Annotated in this window: 25 protein-coding genes and 1 pseudogene; 18 read left to right on the top strand and 8 right to left on the bottom strand. The window is 59.5% G+C overall.

Annotation, left to right across the window (positions count from 1 at the left end):
- The first annotated feature begins 19 nt into the window (after window positions 1-19).
- The 3 genes from OP500_RS03380 to dnaG all read left to right on the top strand — a co-directional run bounded on the left by OP500_RS03380 (window position 20) and on the right by dnaG (window position 3547).
- Window positions 20-574, top strand: a complete 555-nt coding sequence (locus OP500_RS03380; RefSeq protein ID WP_238746876.1) for an XAC2610-related protein — start codon at window positions 20-22, stop codon at window positions 572-574.
- 107 nt (window positions 575-681) lie between these two features.
- The gene (locus OP500_RS03375) at window positions 682-1272 is read left to right on the top strand and encodes an FG-GAP repeat protein (protein ID WP_238746883.1); all 591 of its coding nucleotides are present in this window, start codon (window positions 682-684) and stop codon (window positions 1270-1272) included.
- A gap of 511 nt (window positions 1273-1783) precedes the next feature.
- Window positions 1784-3547, top strand: a complete 1764-nt coding sequence (gene dnaG / locus OP500_RS03370) for a DNA primase (RefSeq protein ID WP_238746885.1) — start codon at window positions 1784-1786, stop codon at window positions 3545-3547.
- 86 nt (window positions 3548-3633) lie between these two features.
- Here dnaG and OP500_RS03365 read toward each other — a convergent pair whose 3' ends face one another.
- Window positions 3634-3876: a GlsB/YeaQ/YmgE family stress response membrane protein gene (locus OP500_RS03365; RefSeq protein ID WP_238746887.1), complete on the bottom strand. Its 243-nt coding sequence runs from the start codon at window positions 3874-3876 to the stop codon at window positions 3634-3636.
- A gap of 124 nt (window positions 3877-4000) precedes the next feature.
- Here OP500_RS03365 and OP500_RS03360 point away from each other — a divergent pair, with 124 nt between their 5' ends.
- From OP500_RS03360 to OP500_RS03335, 6 genes are all read left to right on the top strand, one after another.
- Entirely contained in the window at window positions 4001-4480 is a 480-nt protein-coding gene (locus OP500_RS03360) for an aminoacyl-tRNA deacylase (protein WP_274070183.1), read from the top strand.
- A gap of 36 nt (window positions 4481-4516) precedes the next feature.
- Entirely contained in the window at window positions 4517-4837 is a 321-nt protein-coding gene (locus OP500_RS03355) for a TfoX/Sxy family protein (protein WP_274070182.1), read from the top strand.
- Window positions 4838-4900: 63 nt separating this feature from the next.
- A complete protein-coding gene (locus OP500_RS03350) occupies window positions 4901-5641 on the top strand; it encodes a metallophosphoesterase (protein ID WP_238746893.1) in 741 nt (246 codons plus the stop codon).
- Window positions 5642-5919: 278 nt separating this feature from the next.
- The gene (locus OP500_RS03345; protein ID WP_238746895.1) at window positions 5920-6615 is read left to right on the top strand and encodes a tetratricopeptide repeat protein; all 696 of its coding nucleotides are present in this window, start codon (window positions 5920-5922) and stop codon (window positions 6613-6615) included.
- Window positions 6616-6754: 139 nt separating this feature from the next.
- Window positions 6755-10261 carry a transcription-repair coupling factor gene (mfd, locus tag OP500_RS03340; RefSeq protein ID WP_274070181.1) on the top strand — a complete coding sequence of 1169 codons (3507 nt, stop codon included), beginning with the start codon at window positions 6755-6757 and terminating at the stop codon, window positions 10259-10261.
- Window positions 10262-10414: 153 nt separating this feature from the next.
- The gene (locus OP500_RS03335) at window positions 10415-11011 is read left to right on the top strand and encodes a hypothetical protein (RefSeq protein WP_238746899.1); all 597 of its coding nucleotides are present in this window, start codon (window positions 10415-10417) and stop codon (window positions 11009-11011) included.
- Window positions 11012-11028: 17 nt separating this feature from the next.
- On the opposite strand, the pseudogene OP500_RS03330 reads toward OP500_RS03335, so the two are convergent.
- Window positions 11029-11823, bottom strand: a pseudogene (locus tag OP500_RS03330) (IS5 family transposase).
- A gap of 241 nt (window positions 11824-12064) precedes the next feature.
- Here OP500_RS03330 and OP500_RS03325 point away from each other — a divergent pair.
- Entirely contained in the window at window positions 12065-12961 is an 897-nt protein-coding gene (locus tag OP500_RS03325; RefSeq protein WP_238746901.1) for an endonuclease/exonuclease/phosphatase family protein, read from the top strand.
- A gap of 170 nt (window positions 12962-13131) precedes the next feature.
- Here OP500_RS03325 and OP500_RS03320 read toward each other — a convergent pair whose 3' ends face one another.
- Window positions 13132-13656: an isochorismatase family protein gene (locus OP500_RS03320; RefSeq protein ID WP_238746909.1), complete on the bottom strand. Its 525-nt coding sequence runs from the start codon at window positions 13654-13656 to the stop codon at window positions 13132-13134.
- A 101-nt stretch (window positions 13657-13757) separates the two neighbouring features.
- Here OP500_RS03320 and OP500_RS03315 point away from each other — a divergent pair, with 101 nt between their 5' ends.
- From OP500_RS03315 to folP, 6 genes are all read left to right on the top strand, one after another.
- Window positions 13758-14165 carry an Lrp/AsnC family transcriptional regulator gene (locus OP500_RS03315; protein ID WP_238746911.1) on the top strand — a complete coding sequence of 136 codons (408 nt, stop codon included), beginning with the start codon at window positions 13758-13760 and terminating at the stop codon, window positions 14163-14165.
- 147 nt (window positions 14166-14312) lie between these two features.
- The gene (locus tag OP500_RS03310; RefSeq protein ID WP_274070180.1) at window positions 14313-14456 is read left to right on the top strand and encodes a hypothetical protein; all 144 of its coding nucleotides are present in this window, start codon (window positions 14313-14315) and stop codon (window positions 14454-14456) included.
- 165 nt (window positions 14457-14621) lie between these two features.
- On the top strand, window positions 14622-14918 hold the full coding sequence (locus OP500_RS03305) for an HLGFF motif protein (protein WP_274070179.1): 297 nt from the start codon (window positions 14622-14624) through the stop codon (window positions 14916-14918).
- Between the two features lies 1 nt (window position 14919).
- Window positions 14920-15129 (top strand): cbb3-type cytochrome oxidase assembly protein CcoS, encoded by a 210-nt coding sequence (ccoS, locus tag OP500_RS03300; RefSeq protein ID WP_274070178.1) that lies wholly within the window; start codon window positions 14920-14922, stop codon window positions 15127-15129.
- Window positions 15126-16433, top strand: coding sequence for an MFS transporter (locus OP500_RS03295; RefSeq protein WP_274070177.1), 1308 nt, complete (start codon window positions 15126-15128; stop codon window positions 16431-16433). The genes ccoS and OP500_RS03295 overlap by 4 nt, the downstream gene beginning before the upstream one ends.
- Before the next feature lie 134 nt (window positions 16434-16567).
- Entirely contained in the window at window positions 16568-17404 is an 837-nt protein-coding gene (gene folP, locus OP500_RS03290) for a dihydropteroate synthase (RefSeq protein ID WP_274070176.1), read from the top strand.
- 256 nt (window positions 17405-17660) lie between these two features.
- Here folP and OP500_RS03285 read toward each other — a convergent pair whose 3' ends face one another.
- Both OP500_RS03285 and OP500_RS03280 read right to left on the bottom strand, forming a co-directional pair.
- Entirely contained in the window at window positions 17661-18416 is a 756-nt protein-coding gene (locus tag OP500_RS03285; RefSeq protein WP_274070175.1) for an ABC transporter ATP-binding protein, read from the bottom strand.
- A 3-nt stretch (window positions 18417-18419) separates the two neighbouring features.
- A complete protein-coding gene (locus OP500_RS03280) occupies window positions 18420-19367 on the bottom strand; it encodes a FecCD family ABC transporter permease (protein ID WP_274070174.1) in 948 nt (315 codons plus the stop codon).
- 206 nt (window positions 19368-19573) lie between these two features.
- Between OP500_RS03280 and OP500_RS03275 the strand changes: the two genes are divergently transcribed.
- Window positions 19574-21235, top strand: a complete 1662-nt coding sequence (locus OP500_RS03275; RefSeq protein WP_274070173.1) for an LTA synthase family protein — start codon at window positions 19574-19576, stop codon at window positions 21233-21235.
- A 31-nt stretch (window positions 21236-21266) separates the two neighbouring features.
- Window positions 21267-21404, top strand: a complete 138-nt coding sequence (locus OP500_RS03270; protein ID WP_274070172.1) for a hypothetical protein — start codon at window positions 21267-21269, stop codon at window positions 21402-21404.
- A gap of 3 nt (window positions 21405-21407) precedes the next feature.
- On the opposite strand, the gene OP500_RS03265 is transcribed toward OP500_RS03270, so the two are convergent.
- The 3 genes from OP500_RS03265 to OP500_RS03255 form a co-directional block, all read right to left on the bottom strand.
- Complete coding sequence (locus OP500_RS03265; protein WP_274070171.1) at window positions 21408-22205, bottom strand: heme/hemin ABC transporter substrate-binding protein; 798 nt, start codon at window positions 22203-22205, stop codon at window positions 21408-21410.
- A 128-nt stretch (window positions 22206-22333) separates the two neighbouring features.
- Window positions 22334-23668 carry a PDZ domain-containing protein gene (locus OP500_RS03260; RefSeq protein WP_274070170.1) on the bottom strand — a complete coding sequence of 445 codons (1335 nt, stop codon included), beginning with the start codon at window positions 23666-23668 and terminating at the stop codon, window positions 22334-22336.
- Window positions 23669-23777: 109 nt separating this feature from the next.
- The gene (locus OP500_RS03255; protein WP_274070169.1) at window positions 23778-25991 is read right to left on the bottom strand and encodes a TonB-dependent hemoglobin/transferrin/lactoferrin family receptor; all 2214 of its coding nucleotides are present in this window, start codon (window positions 25989-25991) and stop codon (window positions 23778-23780) included.
- Window positions 25992-26210: the final 219 nt, after the last annotated feature.

The raw sequence follows: 26210 nt of genomic DNA, 5'->3' as shown, positions 1-26210 counted from the left end.
CCAAAAAGGAAAACCCGCAATGAAACGCTTAATCCCCGCCCTGCTACTGGCCGCCGCCGTCCAGTCTTTTGCCGCCGCTGCGCCGCTCAAAACCAAGACCGTCCCCGCGCCCAAAGGCTTTCCTTTCTCCGTTGAAACCCAAATCCTTTCCGAAGACAGCTATCAGGTGAAAATCACCGACAAAAAAACCGGCAAGGTGCAAACCATCGAAGACCTCACCGTCTTTTCCGGCTTTATCGAAGGCAACGCCGGCGATCTGGCAACCATACGCGACTACAACGGCGACGGCCACCCCGACATTGCCGTGCGCGTAATCGGCGGCTACACCTTGCCCGCCGACGATCTGTACCTCTTCAACCCAGCCACACGTCAGTTCGAACCCGTGCCCGAGGGCAAAGACTTTGCCCACACCGGCAGCGTCGAAATCATCCGCAAAGGCTGCGTGCGCGTCGATTACAAAATCAGCGCCAGAGACTACAATCAGGACGATTACTGCTGGAAAAACGGCGGCTGGCAACTGCAGCGTCCGAACAACGCCAAAGCGCACAAAGCAGCCAAAGCCCGCCGCAAATAAGCCAATCGTTTTTCAGGCTGCCTGCCGCCGAACGGTAAAGGCAGCCTGAAAACCAAGATGCGACACAGTTACACAACTATTCCACCCCTTCCCGAAAGGAACAAGCAATGAAACACCTGATCCCCGCCCTGCTTTTGGCCGCCGCGATTCCCGCTTTCGCCGCCGACGCGCCTACCGACGACACTGTTGTCGAAACCCACGCCGTCGCCACGCCGGACAGCTTTCCCTTTACCATCGAAGCGCAAATCCTGCCTGAAAACGGCTACCGGCTGAAAATCACCGACAAAACCACCGGCAAAGTCCAAATCACCCCTGAAGAGGCCGCACCTTCGTCCGTCGGCGGACTCAAACTCACAGACGTGGCGGACAAGCTGGCCGATGTCAGCCAAGACTTCAACGGCGACGGCCATCCCGATATCGCCGTGCCGATCAGCGGCGCCTACGGCAACACTGCTGACGAGCTGTATCTGTTCGACCCCACCACCCGGCAGTTTAAACCCGTTCCCGACGGCAAAGGCTTCGCCTACGTCGGCGATGTCAAAGTTATCCGCAAAGGCTGCGTGCGCGTCGAATACAAAAGCAGCATCATGGACTACAGCCAGGACGACTACTGCTGGAAAAACGGCGGCTGGGAAATGCTGCGCCTGAAAGACGCCAAAGCGCACCGCCACGGCAAACCGCACCGCAAGCACAAATAAGCGGCCGGTCTGCTTTGCTGCCTTTCAGGCTGCCTTTGCCGGATAGGGAAAGGCAGCCTGAAAAGGGCAAAAAGCGTTTTCAGGCTGCCTGAATCTGACTGCTTTTTAGGCAGCCTGAAAAATCCGCTGCCGTTTCAGACTGCTGGGGCATTTATCCACATACCGCCCCACAGCCTTTCCCAAACCGGTGTGGGCAAAGCGCCGGTTTTCCGCGTTTTTCGGCAGCCTGAAAACTTTGGGCTGACTAAATTTTGAGCGGCCGTTTTTTCTCCTTTCACGGCAGAACGCTAGGGGCTGTTTGCAATTGGTTTGTGAAGCGGATTTTGCGTCAGGAAGCGGCAGATGCAAGGCAAAAATACGAGCCAATGCCGCTCATTGGCGAGTGTTTTTAACGCAGTAGATGCCGTTTTATGGCGTAAAAGCCGCCGCAATACCAATTGCAAACAGCCCCTAGGCGCCTTATCCACAACTTTTCCCGCAGGCTGTCCCGCAGCCTTGTGGAATCCCGAGCATGATACCCACCGAATTTATTGACGAACTGCTGGCCAAAACCGATATCGTCGATGTGATCGACCAATACGTGCCGCTGAAAAAAAGCGGCGCCAACTACATGGCCTGCTGCCCCTTTCACAAAGAAAAATCGCCCTCGTTTTCCGTCAGCCCGTCCAAGCAGTTTTACCACTGCTTCGGCTGCGGCGCCCACGGCTCGGCCATCGGCTTTGTGATGGAACACCAGGGCTTATCGTTTACCGAAGCCGTGCAGCAGCTGGCCGACCGCGTCGGCATGGTGGTGCCGCGCGACAAAAACGCCCCGCGCGAAAACCCCGCCGAGCGCGCCGAGCGCAAGAAAAAGCAGCAGACGCTGGAAGACACCGTGCGCGCCGCCGCCGACTTTTACGCCCAGCAGCTCAAAATCCGCCCCGAAGCGCAGGCCTATCTGCAAGGGCGCGGGCTGGACGCCGACATCATCGCCCGCTACGGCCTGGGTTACGCGCCCGAAGGCTGGACGCCGCTCTCGCAAGTGTTCCAGCCCTATCCCAGCCCTGCGCTTGCCGCCAGCGGCATGGTGGTGCACAACGAAGAGCAAAACCGCGATTACGACCGCTTCCGCCACCGCATCATGTTTCCCATCCGCGGCATCGGCGGGCAGATTGTCGGCTTCGGCGGCCGCGTGCTCGACGATTCCAAACCCAAATACCTCAATTCGCCCGACACCCCGCTGTTTGACAAAGGCAAAAATCTCTACGGCCTCTACGAAGCCCGAGCCGCCGTGCAGGAAGCGGGGCGGATACTGGTGGTGGAAGGCTATATGGACGTCGTCGCCCTTGCCCAATTCGGCATCGGCTACTGCGTGGCCGCGCTGGGCACCGCCACCACCGCCGAGCATGTGCGCCTGCTGATGCGCCAGACCGACAACATCTATTTCTGCTTCGACGGCGACGCCGCCGGCCGCAAAGCCGCCTGGCGCGCCCTCGAAAACGCCCTGCCGCAGCTCAAAGACGGCAAAAGCCTGCATTTTCTGTTTCTGCCCGCCGAGCACGACCCCGACAGCTATGTGCGCGAACACGGCCGCGAACGCTTTGAACAACTGCTGCTCGAACGCAGCCGCCCGCTGTCGGCCTATTTTTGGGACGCACTCACCGAGCACAGCGATCTGGCTACTCAGGAAGGCAAGGCCGAGCTGGTGCGCCGCGCCGCGCCGCTGCTCACCCAAATCAGCGCACCCACCCTTTCCTACCTACTGCGCCAGGAACTCAGCGAAAAAGTCGGTATCGACCCCGCCAACCTCGCCCACCTGATGGGGCAGGCCGCGCCGCAGCGCCACGTTGCCGCCAAAAGCTACCGCCTGCCGCGCGAAACTTTCAGGCAGCCTGAAAGCCTGACGCTGGCGCAAAAACAAATCCGCACCCTGCTGTTCAACCCCGACTGGGCCGACGGCGTGGCCTTTCCCGATTATCTCGTTCCCGAAGGCGACAGCGCCTGCCTGGCCGAAATGGCCGCCCTGCTGCACGATAACCCCAAGCTGGACACCGCCCGATTGCTGGAAAAATTCCGCGACAGCCCCTACGGCAGCCTGCTGGGCTACATCAACCGCAACAGCCGCCAAGACGCCGGCAGCGAAGACCGCAGCCCCGAAAAACGCCGCGAGTTCGACGAATGCATGCTGCGGCTGGTGCAGGAAATGAAAAACCGCCAAATCGAAGCGCTCAAACAAAAAGGCAGCCTGAACGCCGAAGAAAAGCAGCTGCTGTTAAAACTGCTGTCGCGCCGCTGATGCGCCTTTCAGGCCGCCTGAAAGCACAAAAGGCAGCCTGAAAACGGGAAAAACCGTTTTCAGGCTGCCTTGCGGCGGCCGGCAGGCTAACGGCGCATGCCGCCCACCACCGCCATAATCAGCAGCGCGCCGAATACCGAAGCAATAAAACCCGCCGGCTCGCCGATGCGGTACCAACCCAGCTGCTGGCCGAGAAAACCCGCCACCACCGAGCCGAGTATGCCCAGCGCGCTGGTCAGCAGAAAACCCATTCTATTGTTGCCCGGCATCAGCGCCCGCGCCACCAGGCCGATAAAGAAACCGACGATAACCAGTCCGATCAAACCCATAACCTAGCTCCTAAAGCGTGGAAAAAGCCGCACTATAAAGCAAACCGCCCGCCGCGCAAAGGCAGCCTGAAAGCAAGTTTACGAGCTTTAGCGAAGCGAAAACCACCCGAGCCGCCATCTGCATATGAACAAAACCGCCTATCCCGTTACCCCCGCCGTGCGCTTTTTGCGCGCACAGCAGATTGAGTTTGCGCCCCACCTTTATCCTTACGTCGAACACGGCGGCACCGCCCAATCCGCCGCCTGTTTGGGCGTGGACGAACACAGCGTGATCAAAACCATCATCCTGGCCGACGAACACAAACACGGCCTGATCGTGCTGATGCACGGCGACAAGCAAATCTCCACCCGCAATCTCGCCCGCCAGCTCGGCCGCAAACACATCGAAGCCGCCGCCCCCGCGCAGGCCAACAGATGGACAGGCTATCTGGTCGGCGGCACCAGCCCCTTCGGCTGCAAAAGCCCGCTGCCGGTTTATGTCGAACGCAGCATCCTCGATTTGCCGCTGATTTACATCAACGGCGGCAAACGCGGCTTTCTGGTCTCGCTGCCGCCTACTGCCCTCGCCAGCCTGAACGCCCGCCCTGTGGATGTAGCGGTGTAAGTTTCAGGCAGCCTGAAAGCCCCAAAGGAAACCGCCATGAGCGCATCACCCGAACTCGCCGACCACATCGCCGAACTGCTTGCCCCCTTGGGCGGCATCAGCCGCAGGCGGATGTTCGGCGGTATGGCGTTTCGCAGCCATGGCGAAATGGTGGCGATTTTGAGCCGCAGCAACGAGCTATATTTGAAGTCCGCCACACCGCTGGACGGACTGGGCAGGCAGCTAGTCAGCCGCCGCACCGACAAAACCAGCGGCGAAAAACGCGAAATCGGTCTGCCTTATTACTTGCTGCCCGAAAGCGTGCTGGACGACGGCGCCGCCCTGTGCAACTGGGTACGCAGAGCGCAGGCAGCCTGAAAGCGAGTTTACGAACTTCTGCGAAGCTAAAACCCATCCCCCGCCAAACCACACCAAAAAACCATGAAACTCCACATCCTATCCGATACCCACGGCCAGCCCGTTATCCCCCACCCCGAAGCCGATTTAATCGTCCACGCCGGCGATTTCGGCAACGGGTGGCGCGGCGCACTCGCTTTTCAGGCTGCCTGTGCCGCCGCAGACAAACCCTGTGTCTTCGTGCTGGGCAACCACGATTTTTACGGCGAAAACCTCGACGATTTGCCGCGCGAACTCATCGCCGACGGCGCACCGCTGCTCACTGAGAACCGCAGTCTGGAGTTTAGCGGCTACACCTTTGTCGGCGGCACGCTGTGGAGCAATTTCAGGCAGCATTGCGCGACCAAAAAACAGTTCCGCGAAAACATCGCCCTTGCCCGCAACAGCATCGCCGATTTTTTCTACATCGCCGCACGCACACCGCCGCGCGAAAGGCACATTGAACCCGAAGACTACATCGCCCGTTTCAACGCCCAGCTTAGCTTTATTGAGCAGTTCCGCCACCGCGCGCGCACCATCGTGCTCACCCATTTTCCGCCGCACACCGCCTGCATCGCGCCGCCCTATGCCGACTCGCCGCTCAACCCCTATTTCATCAACCAGATTGACCTAGAGGGCTTTGACTACTGGATTGCGGGGCACACCCACCACGCCGTAGACATCGTGCAAGACAGCTGCCGCATCATCATCAATCCGCTGGGCTACCCCAACGAATACGGCGCAAACGGCTACCGCAACGGCTTTTTGCTGGAACTGCCCGATTAACCCAAAGGCAGCCTGAAAACAAGCGTAGGGTGTGCAGCTTGCTGCGCACGCGGTTTACAAGGTTGAGACAAAAAACCGCGTGCGTGGCAAAGCCACACACCCTACGCCATGCAGGCTACGCTTGCTCTTTTCAGCAAATAGTTCGGGCATAAATGCCCGACAAACACGGCTAAATTGAAAAACGTAGGATTGGAATTTTATCGTGCTTAATACAAGCGTAATTTTTAAACTCAACAGCGACTGATACTGTCCAATTTCATATAGAAAGGTAACTTAATATGTTTGCAAGCAAATTTTTTAACCCGCAGGTAAAGGCGGCATTGACAACATTGCTGCTGGCAGTGGCTGTGCCTGCCAAGGCGGACACCATATGGCGGTATCGGGAGGCTTGGAATGCTGAGCATGCCGGCAATTATGACCAAGCCTTCCGCACATGGAAGAAGCTTGCCAAAGAAGGCGATCCTTCTGGCCAAACTTCTTTGGGCAAGATGTATTACAAAGGGCAAGGCGTAACGCAAGACTATAAGCAAGCTTTGGCTTGGTTTCAAAAAGGTGCCGACCAGGGAAATGCCGGTTCACAATATTTTTTGGGATTGATGTATGAAAAGGGACACGGTGTGGCGCAAGACTATAAACAAGCCTTTGCTTGGTATAAAAAATCAGCCGACCAAGGAAAACCTGATGCCCAATACATGGTGGGATTGATGTATGAAAAAGGGCTGGGTGTCGCGCAAGATTATCAGCAGGCAGTGTGGTGGTATAAAAAAGCTGCCCAGTGGTTCTATTATGCTGATGCGCACTATGCTTTGGGCAATATGTATTACAAAGGGCTAGGCGTGGCAAAAGACTACCAACAAGCCAAAGCATGGTGGCAAAAAGTATTAGCGCAGCCTGATAGAGCAGACACTGTCGAAGCCAAAAAACAGGCTCGAATTGGCATGCAACAATTAGAAAACATGAGCATTGGAGAGTAGGTCGGATTCTTGAATCCGACATTCTTTACCGCATTAACCGTTTTGTCGGATACAAGTATCCGACCTACAGCTGCTGAAAAACTGTTTTTCAGGCTGCCCCATTCCAACCCATAAACCCCAAACACAAACCCCAAAAACCATGACCCTCCCCCTTCCCACCCCATCCGCCCCGCGCGTGCGCTGGCTGAACCTTACCGCCGGCAGCCTGCCGTATTTTTTAACGCAAAACCTGCCGCCCAAAACGCTGAAAATCGTGTTCACGCCCGATGCGGAGAGTGCGTTGCGGCTGCAAACGGCGTGGCAGTTTTTCCGCCCGGCCGACAATGCGCTGTTTCTGCCCGACTGGGAAACGCTGCCGTATGAGCGGTTTTCGCCGCATCAGGATTTGGTGTCGGAGCGGCTGTCGGTGTTGTGGCAGCTGAAAAACGGGCTGGCGGACGCGCTGTTTGTGCCCGTTGCCACCGCCATGCAGCGTCTTGCGCCCGCGCCGTTTCTCTTGGGGCGCACGTTTTGGCTGAAAACGGGGCAGCGGCTGGATATTGCGGCGCTGCGGCAGAATCTGGTGGAAGCGGGTTACAGCGCGGTATCCAACGTGGTGGCGGGCGGCGAATTTGCCGTGCGCGGCGGCATCGTGGATTTGTTCCCCACGGGCAGCGACACGCCATATCGCATTGATTTGTTTGACGATGAGATTGACAGTATCAAAACGTTTGACCCCGACAGCCAGCGCACCATCGCGCCTGTGTCGGAAATCCGCCTGCTGCCGGCGCACGAGTTCCCCACCGACGACGCGGCGCAAAAGATTTTCCGCAGCCGTTTCCGCGAGGAGGTAAACGGCAATCCGAACGATGCGGCGGTGTATAAGGCGGTGAGCGGCGGGCAGTTTGGCGCGGGGGTGGAATATTATCTGCCGCTGTTTTTTGAAGACGGCTGCGCGACGCTGTTTGACTATCTGGGCGCGGACGCGCTGGCGGTGTGCGTGGGCGATGTGCACACCGAGGCGCGACGGTTTGAGGCGGAAGTGAAATCGCGTTTCCAAATGGCGCAGGGCGATGCGACTTATCCGCCGCTGTCGCCGCAACATCTGTATCTGGCGGCGGATCAGTTTTCAGGCTGCCTGAAAGGCTATCCGCAGATTTTGCCCGAGCTGGGCGGCGCGGCGTTTGCGTTGCCAAATGTGGCGGTGAACCGCCAAGCCGAGCAGCCTTTGCAGGCCTTGCAGGATTTTCAGACGGCCTTTGACGGGCGGATTCTGCTTACCGCCGAAAGCGCGGGGCGGCGCGAAACGATGCTGGGCTTTTTCGCGCAACACGGTTTGAAACCGAAAAGCGTGGACGGCTGGCAGGCGTTTTTGGAGAGCTGCGAGAAGCTGTGCATCACGGTAACGCCGCTGGCGTATGGGTTTCGGCTGGGGCAGCCTGAAAACGGCGTAGACAATGTAGGTTGGGTCGCGACCCAACACTCCGCAGAAACGGAAAATGTTGGGTCAAGACCCAACCTACCTGCCGACACGCCGTCTGAAAACCTCGCCCTAATCACCGAATCCGACCTCTACCAATACGTCGCCAAAAGCCGCAGCAGCACGCGCCGCAAGAAGCACGCCGCCGTGTCCGATGGTTTGCTGCGCGACCTCGCCGAAATCAGCATCGGCGACCCCGTCGTCCACGAAGAACACGGCATCGGCCGCTATATGGGCTTGGTAACCATGGACTTGGGCGGCGAAGCGCAAGAAATGATGCTGCTTGAATACGCAGGCGAAGCGCAGCTTTATGTGCCTGTTTCGCAACTGCATTTAATCAGCCGCTACTCCGGTGCAGCGCATGAAAACGTGCAACTGCACAAACTCGGCAGCGCGGCATGGAGCAAAGCCAAGCGCAAAGCCGCCGAAAAAGCCCGCGACACCGCCGCCGAGCTGCTCAATCTCTACGCCCGCCGTGCCGCGCAGGAAGGCCACAAATTCCAGTTTGATGAAGACGACTACCGCGCCTTTGCCGACGGCTTCGGCTACGAAGAAACCGAAGACCAGGCCGCCGCCATCGCCGCCGTCATCAAAGACTTAACCCAAGCCCGCCCGATGGATAGATTAGTCTGCGGCGATGTGGGCTTCGGCAAAACCGAAGTCGCGCTGCGTGCCGCATTCGTTGCCGTGATGGGCGGCAAACAAGTCGCCGTGCTCGCGCCGACTACGCTTTTGGTGGAACAGCACGCGCAAAATTTCGCCGACCGCTTCGCCGATTTCCCCGTCAAAGTCGCCCAGCTTTCGCGTTTCAACAGCAGCAAAGAAACCCGCGCCACGCTGGCAGGCATGGCAGACGGCACGGTGGACATCGTCATCGGCACGCACAAGCTGGTGCAGGACGATATTGCATTTAAAAACCTAGGCTTGGTCATCATCGACGAAGAACACCGCTTCGGCGTGCACCAGAAAGAGCAGCTGAAAAAACTGCGCGCCAACGTGGACATCCTCACCCTCACCGCCACGCCGATTCCGCGCACATTAAGCATGGCCTTAGAAGGCTTGCGCGACTTCTCGCTGATTACCACCGCCCCCAGCCGCCGCCTCGCCGTCAAAACCTTTGTCAAACCGTTTAGCGAAGGCAGCGTGCGCGAAGCCGTGTTACGCGAGCTCAAACGCGGCGGACAGGTATTTTTCCTGCACAATGAAGTAGATACCATAGAAAATATGCGCGAGCGGCTGGAAACCCTGTTGCCCGAAGCCCGCATCGGCGTAGCACACGGACAGCTGCGCGAGCGCGAGCTGGAACAAGTGATGCGCGACTTTTTGCAGCAAAGATTCAACGTCTTACTCTGCTCCACCATCATCGAAACCGGCATAGACATTCCCAACGCCAACACCATCATCATCAATCGCGCCGACAAATTCGGCATCGCCCAACTGCATCAACTGCGCGGGCGCGTCGGGCGCAGCCACCACCAAGCCTACGCCTACCTGCTCACGCCCGAATACATCAGCAAAGACGCAGAAAAACGCCTGGACGCCATCGCGGCGGCAGACGAACTGGGCGCAGGTTTTTCGCTTGCCATGCAAGACCTTGAAATCCGAGGCGCGGGCGAAATCCTCGGCGAAGGGCAGTCGGGCGAAATGGTGCAGGTCGGCTTCACGCTCTACACCGAAATGCTCAAACAAGCCGTACGCGACCTGAAAAAAGGCCGCCAGCCCGATTTGGATGCGCCATTGGGCGTAACCACCGAAATCAAGCTGCACAGCCCCGCGCTGCTGCCCGAAGGCTACTGCCCCGACATCCACGAGCGGCTGGTACTCTACAAACGCCTCGCCACCTGCGAAAACGAAGGGCAAATCAACAGCATCCACGAAGAATTGGTGGACAGATTCGGACTGCCCGAACAGCCCGTCAAAACCCTGCTCGACAGCCACCGCCTGCGCCTCGCCGCCAAGTCGCTCGGCATCACCGCCATCGACGCTTCAAGCGACGCGCTCACGCTCACCTTCGGCAAACACACCAGTGTCGAGCCTGCCGATATTATTTTGCTGATGCAGAGTAATAAAAATTACCGCATGGCAGGAGCGGACAAACTGCGCGTGAGCGCGGTGATGGAAGATGTGGATGCAAGGGTGAGAACGATCAGGGCGGTGTTGGGGAAATTGGGCGGGAAGGCAGCCTGAACCTGAAACAGTAAGGCAGCCTGCGTAGCGCAGCGGAGTTGTGAAGCTAAAAACGGTTTTTTCGTTTTCAGGCTGCCTTTCAGACGGCATCAAAAGGCAGCCTGAAACGCCATTCTCCCCTTCTCAGGCGCCTTTTGACTAAGGAAACAAGCAATGATTGTTTTACCGATTGACACCTGCGAAATGTTCTGGCGCGCGTTTGCAGGCGAAGCGCCGCCCGCCGAGTTAGCGCAATGGATTTACGCGCACGATGCCGAGCTGGAAGCCCTGCTGCCCGATGATGTCTATCTGGATTTGATTTCGCTGGATTTCGCCGACAAATGGGCGTTGCACGAAGTTGAAAAACTGATGGGCGATTATGTGCAGCGCGACAGCCAAGCCTACCAACGCTTTGCAGACGGCGCGCCCATACGCGAAGTGCGCCAATATCTGCGGCGGCTCGCAGCGCAGCCCGACGATACTTTGGCGTTTGAATACCTGCTGGATTACGCGCAGCATTTTCCCTTTTTGTATGATTTGACGAGCGAAATGTATGACTGGTTTGCCGACGGCTACCGCACGCCGCTGCCGCCCGAAAAGCAAGCCAAAATTCGCTCCATCGCACAAAGTCTGCTGGACGACATCGCCGCCGAACGGATTGTGTTTGCCTTCACCACCCAAGGCGTGCTGTTTTGCGTGAACAACAGGCAGCCTGAAACCCATAAAAACAGGCTTTCAGGCTGCCTCAAACGATTATTCAAACGATATTAGACCTCTTGCGAAAATATTCATCCCATCGCATTAACCAGTCCTGCAATCAGATTTACCCTTAACCCGAACCGTTTCCGCCTGTTGCGGTAAGGCAGCGACAAGATTTTGAATATCTTCAGCTTCCTATTGATGTGCTCGATGACGGTTCTGAGTTTGCCTAACCGCCTGTTCGCCTCTTTATCCTGTTTGTTCGGCGGATGATGTTTGGATTTCTTTTTCGGGGTCTGTAATCCGGTTTTAGCCAATCCTTGATAACCCTATCCGCAATGACTATTTTGCAGGGATAAAGCTCTGCAAGGTGCTTCTTGGCTAAACGCATGTCATGCTGAGCACCCATCCCCGTCCGGATACTGATGATTTTTTCAGTTTCTCTGCCGTATATGACTTGGATTTTAACCGTGTGTCGCTTTTTCTTGCCGCTGTAATACTGCCGCTGTTTTTTTGGGACGTTCAATCGGGCTTTCGGTAACGTCAATGATGACCGTTTGATCGCCCGGATTCTTGTGTTTTGGCAGGGAAAAGCGTTTGCAACGGATGAGGGCGTCCTCGGTTTTACGGATGGTGCGGCAGACATTACTTTCGGAAAGACCGTAGATAGCGGCCAATTCGAGTTGGGTATGGTAATGGCGCAGATAACTTAGGGTAAGCAGCAGTTGGTCTGCCAAACCGAGCGTATGCGGCCTGCCCGACTTGACCTTCCGGCTTTCTGCTTCTGTGGTGACTTGCAGCATTTCGTGAAAAAGGACGGGCGTTACACCTGTGAGCCGTTTGAATTCCCTGTCGCTTCTTTGGATTAGGTTTTCGTATTTCATTTTGGAATTGTAAATCTTCAGGATACTTTCGCAAAAGGTCTACTGATAACCCCCGAAATACAGAAGATTTTACAGTTAAAGCAGGTTGGATTCGAGAGTTTGGCCTGCGGCTTGCTATAACGGACTATACGGCCTGAACAAAGTGCAGGCTGCCTTTCGATGATTTGCCGGCAAAAAAGCAGCCTGCACCTGCGGTAAAATATGCAGGCTGCTTTTCCACACCCTCTCTCATCCATCAATTATGACACTCAAAAACACCCTTCGCCCTTGGTTGGCGCGCCGCCTCACGCTTTTGTCTTGGCTGGCACTTATCGCATTCACTATCAGCCAAATCATCACGTTTTGGTTTACCGAACTGTTCTCGCATTTTTTGCCGCACTACACGGTTTTGTGGGCCGCAACGGCGGCTGTTGCGGTGCAGCGGCAGCGTTGGCTTTGGGCGGTTGCCGCATTGGCCGGCGGGCTGTGGCTGTGTTGGCCATCGGGCAGCCCTGCGGTATCCACCGCCGCGCCGCCGCTGAAAGTGCTGTGGTACAACGTGAATTTGGATAATCCGGCCGCCGCACAGGAAAGCGCCGCCATTTTGGCCACCGCGCCCGATGTCGTCGCCATGGCCGAAATCGATTTGGACGACACCGGCTGGCAAACGCTGCACCAAGCCTATCCGCACGGCTGCGAACACCGCGACAACAGCCCGTTTGCATTGGCGCTTTGGAGCAGGCGGCCGCTGCAAAGTTGCCGCATCGTCATGGTGGAAACGGATGCGGGCGAACCCTTCCCCTTCATTGAAGCAGAACTGGACGGCAGCAGCCTGTTCGCCCTGCACCCGCCACCACCCATCAACGCGGAACTGGCCGCCGCACGTCAGACCTATTTGCAGCAGGCGGCACAGAAAATCGCTGCCGCCAAAACCGTGTTGGTGATGGGCGATTTGAACAGCAGCCCCTTCTCGCCCGTGTTCCGCCAATTCACGCACAGCGCCGACATCCGTCCGCACACGCCGAACTACCTGCCCACCTGGCTGCCCTTCGGCCTGAACATCGACCACGTTCTCACACGCGGCAAATCCGGCACCCATATACGCGCCCTGCCGTGGATGCACTCCGACCACCGCGCTTTGCTGATTGAATGGCCGTAATTTTAAAATAGCAAGCGTAGCCCGCATGGCGTAGGGTGTTGCAGCTTTGCTGCGCACGCGGTTCAAGGCAGCCTGAAAACGGTAAAAACCCTTTTTCAGACTGCTTATTCAGATAATCCAAAGGCAGCCTGAAAACCTAAATATCGTTTTCAGGCTGCCTTTTACTATTCTCAAACTACCCCCAAAGCAGCCTGAAACCCCACCGCCGACACCACATCCAAACGCGCCGACAATGCCCGCGCCGCCACCGCATGAATCCTCGCATCGGGCGCGGTGCAGGCGTCGGCGATAATGTGCACGCGCCAGGCCGCCGCGTCGGGCGAGAGCGCGGTGTGGGTGATGCAGTTTTGCGTCATCATGCCGCACAGATAAATGTCCGACACGCCCGCTGCCGCCAACACCTGCGCCAAATCCGTCTGCCAAAAAGCATCGGCGGCGTGCTTGTCCACCGTGGCACGCCCCGCCAGCAGCGGCGCAATTTCGGGATAAAACGCCACGCCCGCACTGCCTGCCGCCAGCATCGCCGCATCCGCCGCGTTTACATGGCGCACCGCCACCACCCAATCTCCCGCCGCATCCGCCGCGCGCACGCAGTCCGCAATCCGCGCCGCCGTTTCGGCAGCCTGAAACTGCGGCCACGCCCCGCCTGCGAAATAATCGTTTTGCACATCAATCACAATCAGCGCGTTTTTCATTTTGACCTCCGTTGCCAATCTGTTTGAAAGCGCCATCGTAGGCCCATGATGCGGCGGCCGACAGCTATAATCGGCGCCATTCAAACGGCAAAACAGCAAAAATGAAAAAATTTGACGACAAAATCAGCCAGTCCATCCTTGCCAAGCTGCGCGAAAACAGCCGCATCAGCTGGCAGCAGCTGGGCGCGGCGGTGCACCTCAGCCCGCAGGCGTGCGCCGAAAGGGTGCGCCAGATGCAGGACGCGGGCGTTATCGGCGGCTTCACCCTGCGCGAAAACCGCCCGCGCCACTTTATCACCGTGCTGATGGCGCATAACCGCTTTGCCGAGTTTGAACGCTTTTTGCACTCGGAAAGCGGCATTGAAAGCGCCGACAAAACCAGCGGCGACGGCTGCTACCACATCGTTTACACTGCCGATACGCCGGCAGAGCTGGAAGTCTTCCTTGCCCGCCTAAGCCCCCACGGGCGTTATCGCGTGGCGAGTGGGTTGAAGCGGGTGGTGGGGTAATGTTTCAGGCTGCTTTTCAGGCGGTCTGAAAGCAGCCTGAAAAACCCGCCCGGGCAATAATTTTCCGCAAAGCCTGTTCAGGGCGGCGCGCTTTGTTTATCATGCGCGCTCGAAGTATTTTTGCAACCCGACCGAAAGGAAGAAGACATGAGCCAGCAAGACGACAAAATCAAAGTTGATCTGAACAGCAAACAGGCCGACGAGCCGAAAAAAGACGAGCTGCCGGTAATCGACAGCCAGTCTAAAGAAGAAACCACCGAAAGCGGCTGCTGCGGTGTGTGCGGCGGTTAAGGCTGTGTGAAATGCAAACCGCGGGACGGTGCAAACCGTTTGCCGCGGTTTTTTTTTGTTTTCAGGCTGCTTTGCCGGCACACCGAAGGCAGCCTGAAAGCGGCGGCGCATTGTTTCCGCACCGGTTCGGCTATACAATGCCGCTCTTTTTTCAGGCTGCCTGTTATGCACTATTTCAGCATTGCCGATGCCGACGGCAGACATCTCGGCTTTTTGGTTATGGATGCCGGCGAAAACGAAAGCGGCGGCCAGTTTGCCCTCTCGATCGCCGAAGATGCGCAGGAATTCCCCGCCGCTTTGCTGAAGCTGGCGCAGAACCAAGACGCGCTGTTTTGGCAGGCAACGCCGCGCGGCGTGAATCTGAACGACGGCGACGGCCGCCTGATCGGCAGCATTTTTGAAGAAACGCTCACCCTTGCCGGGCAGCGCTACCTGCTGCAGGATCTGACCGGAAGCCTTTGAAATGGAAAGCATCTACATCCTGATTCCCATCAGCATCCTGCTGGCCTTTTTAATCGGCTTTTTCTTTTGGTGGTCGGGCAAAAACGGCCAGTTCGACGATTTGGAAGGCCCCGCCCACCGCATCATTATGGATGACGACGACACTTCTTCGGCCGTCGAAACCCCGCCTGCATCCGAGCCTCCCCCTCCCTCCCAGGACACACAACCATGAATTCCAGCTTTGCTTTTGCCAAAAGCCGCCGTTTCGCACCGCTGTTTGCCACCCAGTTTTTGGGCGCGTTCAACGACAATCTGTTTAAAACCACGCTCTTTGTGCTGATCAGCTTTCACGGGCTGGGCAAAAGCGGCTGGCTGCCGGCAAGCCAGCTTTTGAATGTGGCGGCGCTCTTGTTTGTGCTGCCCTATTTTCTGTTTTCCGCCCTTTCCGGCCAGCTCTCCAGCCGCTTCAACAAAGCGCGGCTGGCGCAGGCGGTGAAGGTGATGGAAATCGCCATTATGCTGCTGGCGGCCTACGGTTTTTACATCAATTCGGCGCCCTTGCTGCTGCTGTGCCTGTTTCTGATGGGCACCCACTCCACGCTGTTCGGGCCGGTGAAATACGCCATCCTGCCGGAGTATCTGCAAAAAGACGAGCTGATTATGGGCAACGGCCTGATCGAATCGGGCACTTTTTTGGCGATTCTTTTCGGCCAGATTATCGGCACCGCGATTGCCGGCAGCCATGTGGCGGTGCTGATTCTGATGGTGGTGCTGCTGGCGGCGGCGGGGCTGGTGAGCAGCCTGTTTATGCCCTCGGTGCCGCCCAGCGAACCGCAAACGCGGCTTGATTTCAACATCGTGCGCGGCACCAAAGCGCTGCTGCGCCAAACTTTCGCCCAAAACGAGCTGGCCACCGCCATTCTCGGCATTTCCTGGTTTTGGTTTGTCGGCGCGGTGTACACCACCCAGCTGCCGACCTTCGTGCAAAAAGTGCTCGGCGGCGGCAGCGGCGTGTTCAACCTGATGCTGACCCTGTTTTCCATCGGCATCGCCCTGGGCTCGGTGCTGTGCGCCAAACTCAGCCGCGGCGGCCTGTATCTGGGCATGGTGGCACTTGGCGCGCTGGGGCTGACGGTGTGCGGCGGCGGCCTGATCTACATCACCCACGGCTTAAACGGCACCGGCGGCGAAAACCTCAGCCTGTTTGCCTTTCTTACCCACGGCCACGCCTATGCGGTAGTGGCGTTGATGGTCGGCATCGGCTTTTTCGGCGGCTTTTTCTCGGTGCCGCTTTACACCTGGCTGCAAACCGCCAGCAGCAACGAATTCCGCGCCCACGCCATCGCCGCCAACAATATCGTCAACGGCCTGTTTATGGTGGCGGCCGCCATTTTCAGCGCCGTTTTGCTGCTGATTAGCGACAGCACCGAACTCTTGTATCTGATTGTGGCCGCCGGCAACCTGCCGATGCTGGTCTATCTCGCCCGCCGCGTACCCGATTTGGTGCGTTTTCGCCGCCGCAGCGCCGAACATTAAACGCCTTCAGGCAGCCTGAAAGCCTTTTCAGGCTGCTTTTTGCTGTTCGGGCTGCTACGCAACTGCAGGCAGCCTGAAAACTGCCCGCCCAGCCCCTTTGCCGTTTTCAGGCTGCCTTTTTCTTCGGAGTTCCCATGTCTTCCTGCTGGCTGACCACCCGCTTTAGCATCGACCTCTCCCGCCCGCGCGTGATGGGCATCGTTAATCTCACCCCCGATTCCTTTTCCGACGGCGGCCGCTATTCGGGCAGCCTGAAAAACGCGCTCGAGTACGCCGAAAAACTGCTGGCCGACGGCGCCGACATCCTCGACATCGGCGGCGAGTCCACCCGTCCCAACGCCGCGCCAGTGGCCGCCGACGAAGAATGGCAGCGCATTGCCCCGCTGCTCGAAGAAATCAGCCGCTGGAACATTCCCGTCAGCCTCGATACCCGCCGCACCGCCACCATGCGCCGCGCGTTGGAGCGCGGCTGGGCGGACATCATCAACGACGTGCAGGCGCTGGAAGACGAAGGCGCGCTCGAACTGCTGGCCGCGCACCGCGCCGGCGTATGCCTGATGCACATGAAAGGGCAGCCTGAAAATATGCAGGATAACCCGCAGTACCGCGACGTCTGCACCGAAGTCGCCGCCTATCTGCGCGGCCGCGCCGACGCCTGCCGCCAAGCGGGCATCGACGGCGGCCGCATCGTGCTCGATCCGGGTTTCGGCTTTGGCAAAACCCTCGAGCACAATATCGCCCTGCTGCACGACTTGCCGCGCCTGCAGCGGGAAACCGGCCTGCCCATACTCGCCGGCCTGTCGCGCAAGCGGATGATCGGCGAGATCACCGGCCGCGACCTGCCCGCCGAGCGCGCCGCCGGCAGCGTCGCCGCCGCGCTGGCTGCCGCAGAGCGCGGCGCCCTGATTCTGCGCGTGCACGATGTGCGCGACACCGTGGACGCGCTCAAAGTCTGGCAGCGGCTGCGCTAGGGTTTCGGCTTCAACGCCGTTGCGCTCCGCAGGCTGCCCGAATTCCCAAAGCAGCCTGAAAAGCCGGTTTTGTGCTTTCAGGCTGCTTTTCTCTGCAAAGCAGCCTGAAAGGATTGGGAACGGGTGCGCGCTGTCGGGCAGGTTTGACTGGCGGCGCGCCGCCCAATCTGATGGCAGTAATGGTAACGGCAGCAGCAAAAGGCAGCCTGAAACCCAAGACAGGCTTTTCAGGCTGCTTTTTGCCGCGGCGGCGGGTTTAATCGCGGCCGGCGTTGTGCATGCGGAAGAAGATTTCGCCGTCGGCTTCCAGCCGCTCCACCGGCCATTGGTAGGTTTCGCTCAGGCGTTCGGGCTGCATCACTTCGTCCACGCTGCCTTGGGCGGCGATGCGGCCGTTCTGCATCAGGATAATGTGTTCGGCATAGGCGGCGGCCAGGTTGAGATCGTGCAGCACCATCACGGCGTTGAACTGCCCTTTGGCGCGGCGGACAAACTGCATCAGGCGGTGCTGGTGGCGGATGTCGAGATGGTTGCAGGGCTCGTCGAGCAGGATGGCGGGTGCCTGCTGCATCAGGGCGCGGACGATATTGGCGCGCTGCTGTTCGCCGCCGGACAGGGTGTCGATGCGTTTGCCGGCCAACCCGGCCAGATCGAACTCGGCGAGCAGTTTGTCCAGCAGGCCGTGATCGGGCGGCGGCGGGCGGAACAAGCCGCCGCCGATGCGGCCGAGACGGGCGTATTCGGCGACGGTGAGCGGCAGGTTGTAGCGGCCGTTTTGCGCCACCCACGCCACTTTGCCGGCACGGATCTGCGGCGCGGCGGGGGCGCCGAACAGCTCGCAGCGGGCGTTAAAACGTCCCAAAAGCGCACGCAGCAGGGTGGATTTGCCGGCGCCGTTGGGGCCGATTACGGCGGTGTGCACGCCCTGCGGTATAGCCAGTTCGTCGATATGCAAAATGGTGCGTCCCTGCGGCGCGACTTTGAGCTTGCGGATAAAAAACAGCGGTGCCACGTTTCAGCCTGCCTTTCTGTGTATCGAATGGAGAAACAGCCACATGAAAAACGGCCCGCCCAAAAGCGCGATCACGATGCCCACCGGCAGATCGACGGGAAAGGCGATCCAGCGGGCGGCGCTGTCGAGCACCAGCAGCATCATGCCGCCGAGCCAGGCGGAAAGCACAATCAGCCGCCGCCGGCCGCCGCCGACAGCCGAAGCGAGGATATTGGGCACCATCATGCCGATAAAGCCGATGATGCCGGAGAGCGAAACCGCCGCGCCGGTGAGCAGCGCCGCGGCGATTACGGTCTGCACCCGCAGCCGGCCGACGGCGATGCCCGAGCTGTGGGCGGTGTCTTCGCCGAGCATCAGGCAGTCCAGCCCGCGGCCGCAGGAGAGCAAGAGCGCCAGCCCGGCCAGCATCACCAGCGCCACGCGGCCGGGCGGCACAAAGCCCGCTTCGGCCAGGCTGCCGGCCAGCCAGATACTGGCGCTGCGCAGGGTGAGATCGTCGGACAAAAACAAAATCAGGCTGACGGTGGCGCTGCAAAAGGCGCTGACAATCAGGCCGAGAATCAGCAGCCCCGAAATGCCGCCGCCGGTAAAGCGGTGCGCCGCCAAAATCAGCAGGCACACCGCCAGCGCACCGGCAAAGGCCGCCAGCGGCACGCTGACGCCCGTCCAGCCCAAAGCCAGCACACCGACCACGCCCAAAGCCGCACCGGCGGAAGTGCCGATCAGGCCGGGGTCGGCCAGCGGGTTTTCAAACAGCGCCTGCAGCCCCGCGCCCGCCGCCGACAGCGCCGCGCCCACCAGCAGCGCCGCCGCCACCCGCGGCAGGCGGATTTCCAGCATCACCGGCTCCAGTGTGTGCGGCGCCTGCCAGCCGCCAAAGCCGATGCCGGCCGACAGCCACACCAAAAGGGCAGAGAGCAGCAGAAAGAAAATAAGGGATAAAGGTTTCATGCTTGGGTTTCCTGTTTTCAGCTTTTCAGGCTGCCTTATGCCGCTGCGGCGTTTCAGGCTGCCTGTCGGGTTGGCATTGGTCGGGGCAGGGCGGCAGGCAGCCTGAAAACGGCTGCGGCTATCGGGCGGCAGATTTTTCGCCGCTGCCGCGCGTGCGGCGGCGCTTTGGCGGTAAAATGGCGCCCTTTTTTCCGCAGCCGCCCCTTATGCACTACGTTTTACTCTCCCTTTTTACCTCCGCCGCGTTGATACTCGGCGCCAAAGCCCATTACCGCTGGACGCGCTTTTTCGCCGCCTGCCAGTTTGTCCTTTTCTTCGGCACGATGTTTGCCGCCTCCGGCCAATGGCAGCGCGGTTTGAATTTCGCGTCGGTCTTGTTTATCGTGTTCGTGTTGTTCCACCGCCTGAAAATCCATTATTACAAGCAGCCGTTGCTGGTTTCCGACCTTTTTCTTGCTTTCGACTGGCGCAACTGGGAAACGCTGGCGCACTACAAAGGCGCAATTGTCGCTGTGGCGGGGCTGCTCGGCATTTTGGGCTACGCGGTTTTCGGCTGGTCGGGCGCGGCGGTTTCAGACAGCCTCTGGCGCGGGTTGGCCGCTGTTGCCAGCATCGTCAGCCTGCTGTTGATGGCGCGCTACACCAAAGACAAACGCGCGGTGCAGGTGTGGCTCGATTCCCTGCCCGACGACGGCCGCGACGTGTTTCTCAACCTGCCGATGTCCTGTCGCGGCGTGTTTTTCAAAACGCCCGAGTTTGACGGCGACGGCAATCGTTTCAAGCAGCTTTTGGATACGCAAAGGCCGTCTGAACAACATGAAAAGCAGCCTGAAAACGCCCGCCCCGACATCGTAATCTGTTTGCAGGAATCCACGCTCAACCCGCACCAATTTGATTTCCAAAGCGAAAACCTGCCGCCGTTGGCGATGTTCGAGCCGCAGGCGGATACCCGTTTTGCCGCGCCGCTGCGCGTGCACACCTTTGGCGGCGGCACATGGAAATCCGAGTTTGCCCTGCTTGCCGGCCTGCCCTCCACCGATTTCGGCGCACTCGCCAGCGGCGTGTTTTACTCCGTCGTGCCCCACATCCAAAGCGGCCTGATCCGCAACCTCAAAGCCGCAGGCTATTACTGCGTCGCCCTCTCGCCCTTTACCAAAGGCAATTACAACGCCAAATCCGCCTACGATCATTTCGGTTTCGACCTGATGCTCCAGCCGCAAGAGCTTGGCTACCCTGCGCCCCTGAGCAAAAACCTGTGGCACATCGGCAGCGACGAAATGCTGCAATACGCGCAGATGATTTTGGACAAACGCCATCCCGCGCTGCAAAACATCACCCAGCCGATGCTGGTGTATGTACTCACTATGAAAGAACACGGCCCCTACCGCGCCGACACGCCCAACCATTACCGCTTGGTTGCAGACGGCCTGCCCGACAAATCCATCGCCTGCCTCAACGACTACGCCGAGCGCATCGCCGCGCTCAACGACGCCACCGAAGCCTTCAACTCATGGCTGCAAACGCGCGGCCGCGATTATGTGTTTGCCTACTTTGGCGATCATCAGGCCAACTTTGAAACCGCCACCCCACCCAAAAAAGGCCGTTTCACCAACCCCGATTACGTCACCCAAGCCGCCATCCGCAGCAGCTTGGACTGCACGCCGCAAGAGCAGCCTGAACTGCTTGATCTCGCCTTTTTCGGCGGCCTGATACTCGAAGCCGCAGGCATCGCCCCGCAAGACGATTTCATGCGCGCCAACACCGCCATGCGCCGCTTATCCGGCGGCGGGCTGGAAGACTGCGCCGATAAAACCCTGCTCAACGACTACCGCGACTATCTTTACCGGCATATCGGGATTGCCGGTTAGGCCGTGTGAAAAAGCAGCGGCGCAGCCCGGGTTGGAAATCCGACAATCTCCGCTGATGTTTCAGGCTGCTATGGTGCGCGATGCGGCACCCTACAGTTTTCAGGCTGCCGTGTTATGCGACGCGGTACTCTACAGCTTTCAGGCTGCCCGATGTTTTCAGGCAGCCTGAAAACTATTTGCCCAGCTTGTTCAGGCGGCGCAGCACTTCGGGGGTGTCCAGCCCGTAGCGGAACATATCGTTGGCCGGCCACAGGTGGATGTTGCGTTTTTTCGCGGCGGGGCTGGCGGCGATTTCGGGGCGGGCGGCAAACTGCTCGAGGCTGCCGATCAGGTGTTTGTTGTGCTCGGCAATAATGATCACATCGGCTTTGGCCGCCATCCAGCCTTCGCGGCTGAGCGGCTTGATGCCGTCGATATTGGCGGCGGCGTTGATGCCGCCGGCGCGGCGGATCAGCTCGTCGGCAGCGGTGTTTTTACCCGCTACCAGCCGGCCGTCGTAGCTCAAAAGATAGCGTTTGCCGGTGGCCGGCTGCTGGCCGACGCCCGCCTGCCAGCGGCCGGCCAGGACGTCGGCTTCTTTGCTTTTGCCGATCAGCTGGCCGATTTTGCGGATGCTGGCCGGATAGGCGGCGATGTGGTCGTCCGGCGCCACGTTCACCGCCTTGATGCCCAGCTGGTTGAGCCGCTGGTACACCGAAGGCGGCTGCACCATCCACGAGCCGACGGCCAGGGTGGGCTTGAGCGCCGCCACCGGCTCGGGCGAGAGCTGGCGGAAAATGCCGATGCTTTTGACGTTTTTCAGCGCCGGATTGGTGCTGGTCTGGTCGCGGCCGACAATGTCTTGGGTGGCGCCGAGCGCTACCAGCACATCGGCAACGTCGGGCGACAGGGCGACGATGCGCTCGCGCGCCTGAGCGGGTAGGACGGCGGCCAGCAGCAGGGCGGCCAGCAGGGTTTTGCTTGGGTTCATATCAAATCCTTTCGTAGCGGGGTTTTCAGGCAGCCTGAAAGGGAAAAACAGCTTTCAGGCTGCCTGCGTGGGGCAGGGAATTGCTTGGGTGGCGCCGTAAGGCAGCCTGAAAAAAGGAAAAACGGCTTTCAGGCTGCTTGATCAAGGGCAAAACGCTGCAGGCCGCGGGGTACGGCCGGCGGCAGGCGTTTGCCGTTTAACACCACTTCGATGCGGCGGCAGCGGTGCGGCGGCAGGCGGGCAAAATCGACGGCGATTTCGGCGGCGGCGGAAGTTTCGGCAGCGATGCGGCAGCCTGAAAAGTGCGCGCGGACGCGGGCGGAAGGCGGGCGCTTGGCAAAGACCTGGTAGTCGTAGGGCGGGTTGAAACGGCCGGAGAGCTGCAGGATGTCGCTACCGCGGCGCAGGGTCAGGGTAAAGGGATCGCCGGCGCGCTTTTGGCGCAGCAGGAAAAAGCGGGTGGCGGGGTCATTCATATCGGCGCCGTCGAGCGCCAGCACCACATCGCCCGCCTGCACGCCGCTGCGTGCCGCGCTGCCGCCGGCCGTGGCTTCGGCAACTTTCAGGCTGCCTTCGCCGGTGTCAAAACGCAGGCCGAGTACGGCTTTGCGGTGGCGCAGTTTTAAGTCTGGCGGCTGCTGCCAGGGCTGCGCTGTGCCGCCCAGGCGGGTGATGTGCAGCCAGTCGCTGCCGGCCGAAGCGGCGGGGTCGGCACTTTCCCAATCTACATCGGCCGGCGCGCGGTGGCGGGTGGCGGTGATAAAGCGGGCAAGCGCCGGCAGTTCGGCATCGAGATAGCGCATATTGTGGCCGCCGTCGGGCGTGCGGTAGCTCAGGTTGATCTTGTGCCGGCGCAGAAAGTCGGCCACCGGCTGCATATCGGCGGCTGGATACAGCGGGTCGCTGCGGGTATTGACGACATACAGCGGCCGCGCGGCGAAATTGGCGGGATAAACCGGCAGCGCGCCCAAATGGGCGGCCACCGGCAGCGAGCCGTTCAGCGCGATAAAGCCGGCAAAGCGCTCGGGGCGGGTGGCGGCAAGATAAAAGGTGCCGGATGCGCCGTCGGAAAAGCCGCTGAGAAAAACGCGCTTTTCGTCTATCGGTAATTCGCGCAGCACGCGCTCGGTTTCGGCCAGCACCATGCCGCTGCCGACATCGTCAAACCAAGTCGCGCCTTTCTGGCCGAAAGGAAACAGCACATAGCAGCCGCAGGCTTCGGCCAGCTTTAAAAAGCTGGAGCGGCGCACATAGGCGGCAGGGTCGGCGCGCACGGCGGGGCTTTCAACGGCGCCGTGCAGAAAGACCAGCAGCGGCCGTTTGCCGCCGTCGGCCTTGCTCGGCGTATAGACCACATAGGGGCGCTCGATGCCGTCGGCAGCGGTGTGGCGGAATTCGCGCACGCTGCCGGCCGCCAGCGGGGCGGAGAGGGCAAGGGCGCTGAGGAATAAAACGGCTTTCATGGTGATCGGCAGATGGTTTTCAGGCTGCTTTCAGGCTGCTTTCAGGCTGCTTTTGGGGGCAAATAGGCAGCCTGAAAACGGATTGGGCGTTTTCAGGCTGCCTTGGGCTTTAGAACTTCAGATGCAGGCTGAGCGCGTAGTTGCGGCCGGGCTGGGTGTAGCGGTCGATGGTGCCGGTTTTCTTCACGCCCGCGACATCGGCGTAGCGCCAGTGGCGTTTGTCGAGCACGTTATAGACGCCGGCGCTAAGTTCGACGTTTTTATGCGGCCGGTAGTTGGCGCTGATGTCCCACACGCCGTAGCCGGGCGCTTTGAAGTCCTGTTCGTCGGCAACGCGGCGGTTTTTCGCCGACCAGCGCAGGCGGGTGCCGACATCCCAGCTTTCGCGCTGGTAATCGACGCCGACAAAGCCCTGCAGCGGGTGGGCGTTGGAGAGTGGCTTACCGCTGGTTTCATTGACGCCGCGCATCCACGCCAGGCCGCCGGAGAGTTTGAACTCGCGGCTTAACGCCCAGTCGGCAGAGATGTCGAAACCGTAGGTTTTGGCGCGGGCAATGTTGCGGTAGTAGATTTCAAACAGATAGTTCGGCGGCAGTCTGGCGGGATCGCTTTCGGTGTAGTAGCCGATAAAGTCTTTGTAGCGGTTGTAAAAAGCGGTGGTACGCAGGTTCAGGCGCTCGCCGCTGTAGCTTAAGCCGGTTTCAAAATTGCGCGATTTTTCCGGTTTCAGATCGGCGTTCGGCCGCACGCGGTAGCGGTTGGACGGGCTTTGGTAGCCGGCGGCAATCAGATCGGGGCCGGGCGAACGGAAGCCGAAGCTGTAGTTGGCAAACCAGCTGTAGCCGGGGGCAAACTGCCATTTCATGCCCAGCGAGGGCAGCAGGGCGTGGGCGGAAACGGAATCGGGCGCCAGCGGTTGGTTGCGGGTGTAGGCGCGGTAGGCGTCGTCGATGGTGAACTTGGTTTTTTCGCGGTGGTAACGCAGGCCGAAGTTGATGCTGAAGTGCTCGTTGAAGGCGGTTTCGTTTTGGCCGTAGAGGGCGAACACGCGGCGATCGGACGGCGGGAAGCTGCGGTTTTCCACCTGCTGGTTTTGGGTGCCGCTAACGTCCTGCTGGATCAGGCGGCCGGTTTTGGTCTGGCGGTATTCGGCACCGAAAGACGGGCGGTGCAGCAGGCTGCCGGTTTGAAAGCGCATGGCGATGTCGGCGCTGACGCCGGTGTGGCGCTGCTCGAATTTGCGGCGCTCGTCTTTGTTTTGCACAATATAGGGCGGCGCGCCGGGGGTGCGGCTGGCGGAAACGTGGTCTTGCGTTACGTTGTAAACATCGAAAGCCTGGCGGTAGGCTTGGGCGGAGATTTTTTCGACCCAGCCGCTTTCAGGCTGGTAGCGGTAGCCGATGCTCAGGCGGCGGCGGTTGTATTTGTCGTCGCCGTTGGAAACCGGCCGCACCAGCCAGCCGGCACTGCCGCGGCCGCTGCCTTGTTTTTCCAGCCGCTCGGTGTGGGTGTCGCGCAGAAACTGCTCGAAGGCCAGCTCGCCGCGGTGGGCGCCGCGGGCGATTTCGCCTTTGGCCAGCACGTTGAGATTCTGGCTTTTTTGCTGGTTGGATACCGTGCGGCGGGCGCCGGTGCCGTCGTTTTCGGCATAGTTTTCCGCTTCGTGCAGGCGGCGGCGGGTCAGCATCAGCATGCCGGCGAAAATATCGTGCTTGCCGGCCAGGGTGGCGGTGATGCCGTGGCTGCGGTAGGTGCTGCGGTAGCCGTATTTGAGCCCCAGATACAGCGGTTTGTCGCTGCTGACAAAATCGGAGGGGCTGTAGGTGCGCATGGCAACGGTACCGCCCAAAGCACCGGCGCCGTTTTCGGCGGCATTGGCGTTTTTGCTGATGCTGATGCGCTTGAGGGTGTCGGTTTCGACGGTGTCGCGGTTAACGCTGGTTTCGGGCGAGGCGCCGGGGCCGCCGGTTAAGTCTTCATGCGAATCGGGCAGCGGAATGCCGTCGATATCCATCTGGATGCGGTTGCCGCCCATGCCGCGGATGACATAGCCCGAATGGCCGTGCTGCAGATTGTCGGAGCGCACGTCCACGCCGGGTTCGTAGAGGATGCTGTCGTCGATATTCTGGGCGGCGGCGCGCTGCAGGTCTTTGTCGGTAATCACCGTCTGCTCAGGCTTGCGGCTGCGCTCGCCTTTGACGATGACCGTCTCCAATTCTTTGGCCTGCTGCGGCGCGGTGTCGTCGGCGGCAAAGGCGGCGGGCGCGGCAAACAGCAGGGCGATGATTTGAGCCAGATGCAGGGGCTTGGCTTGCGGTTTCATGGTTTTTCTCCTCGGTATGGGAAACGTTGCAAAACAATATCGCTGCGGTTTGTGTTTTCAGGCTGCCTGAAAGGCTGAAACGGGCATCTGCCGTTTGCTTAAATGCCGTCAGCCGAAAGGCGGTGCTTTGTTATAAATAATAAGGATTATAATTATTCACACTATTTATGTAAAGATTTTGCGTTTTCTTTTAACAAAAAACCGCATCAACTTAATATT

The sequence above is a fragment of the Kingella sp. SNUBH-2017 genome (assembly GCF_028680565.1).
Taxonomy (GTDB): domain Bacteria; phylum Pseudomonadota; class Gammaproteobacteria; order Burkholderiales; family Neisseriaceae; genus Kingella_D; species Kingella_D pumchi.
Note: the sequence above shows the minus strand (reverse complement) of the source record. Positions and strands in the feature narration are given on the sequence as shown.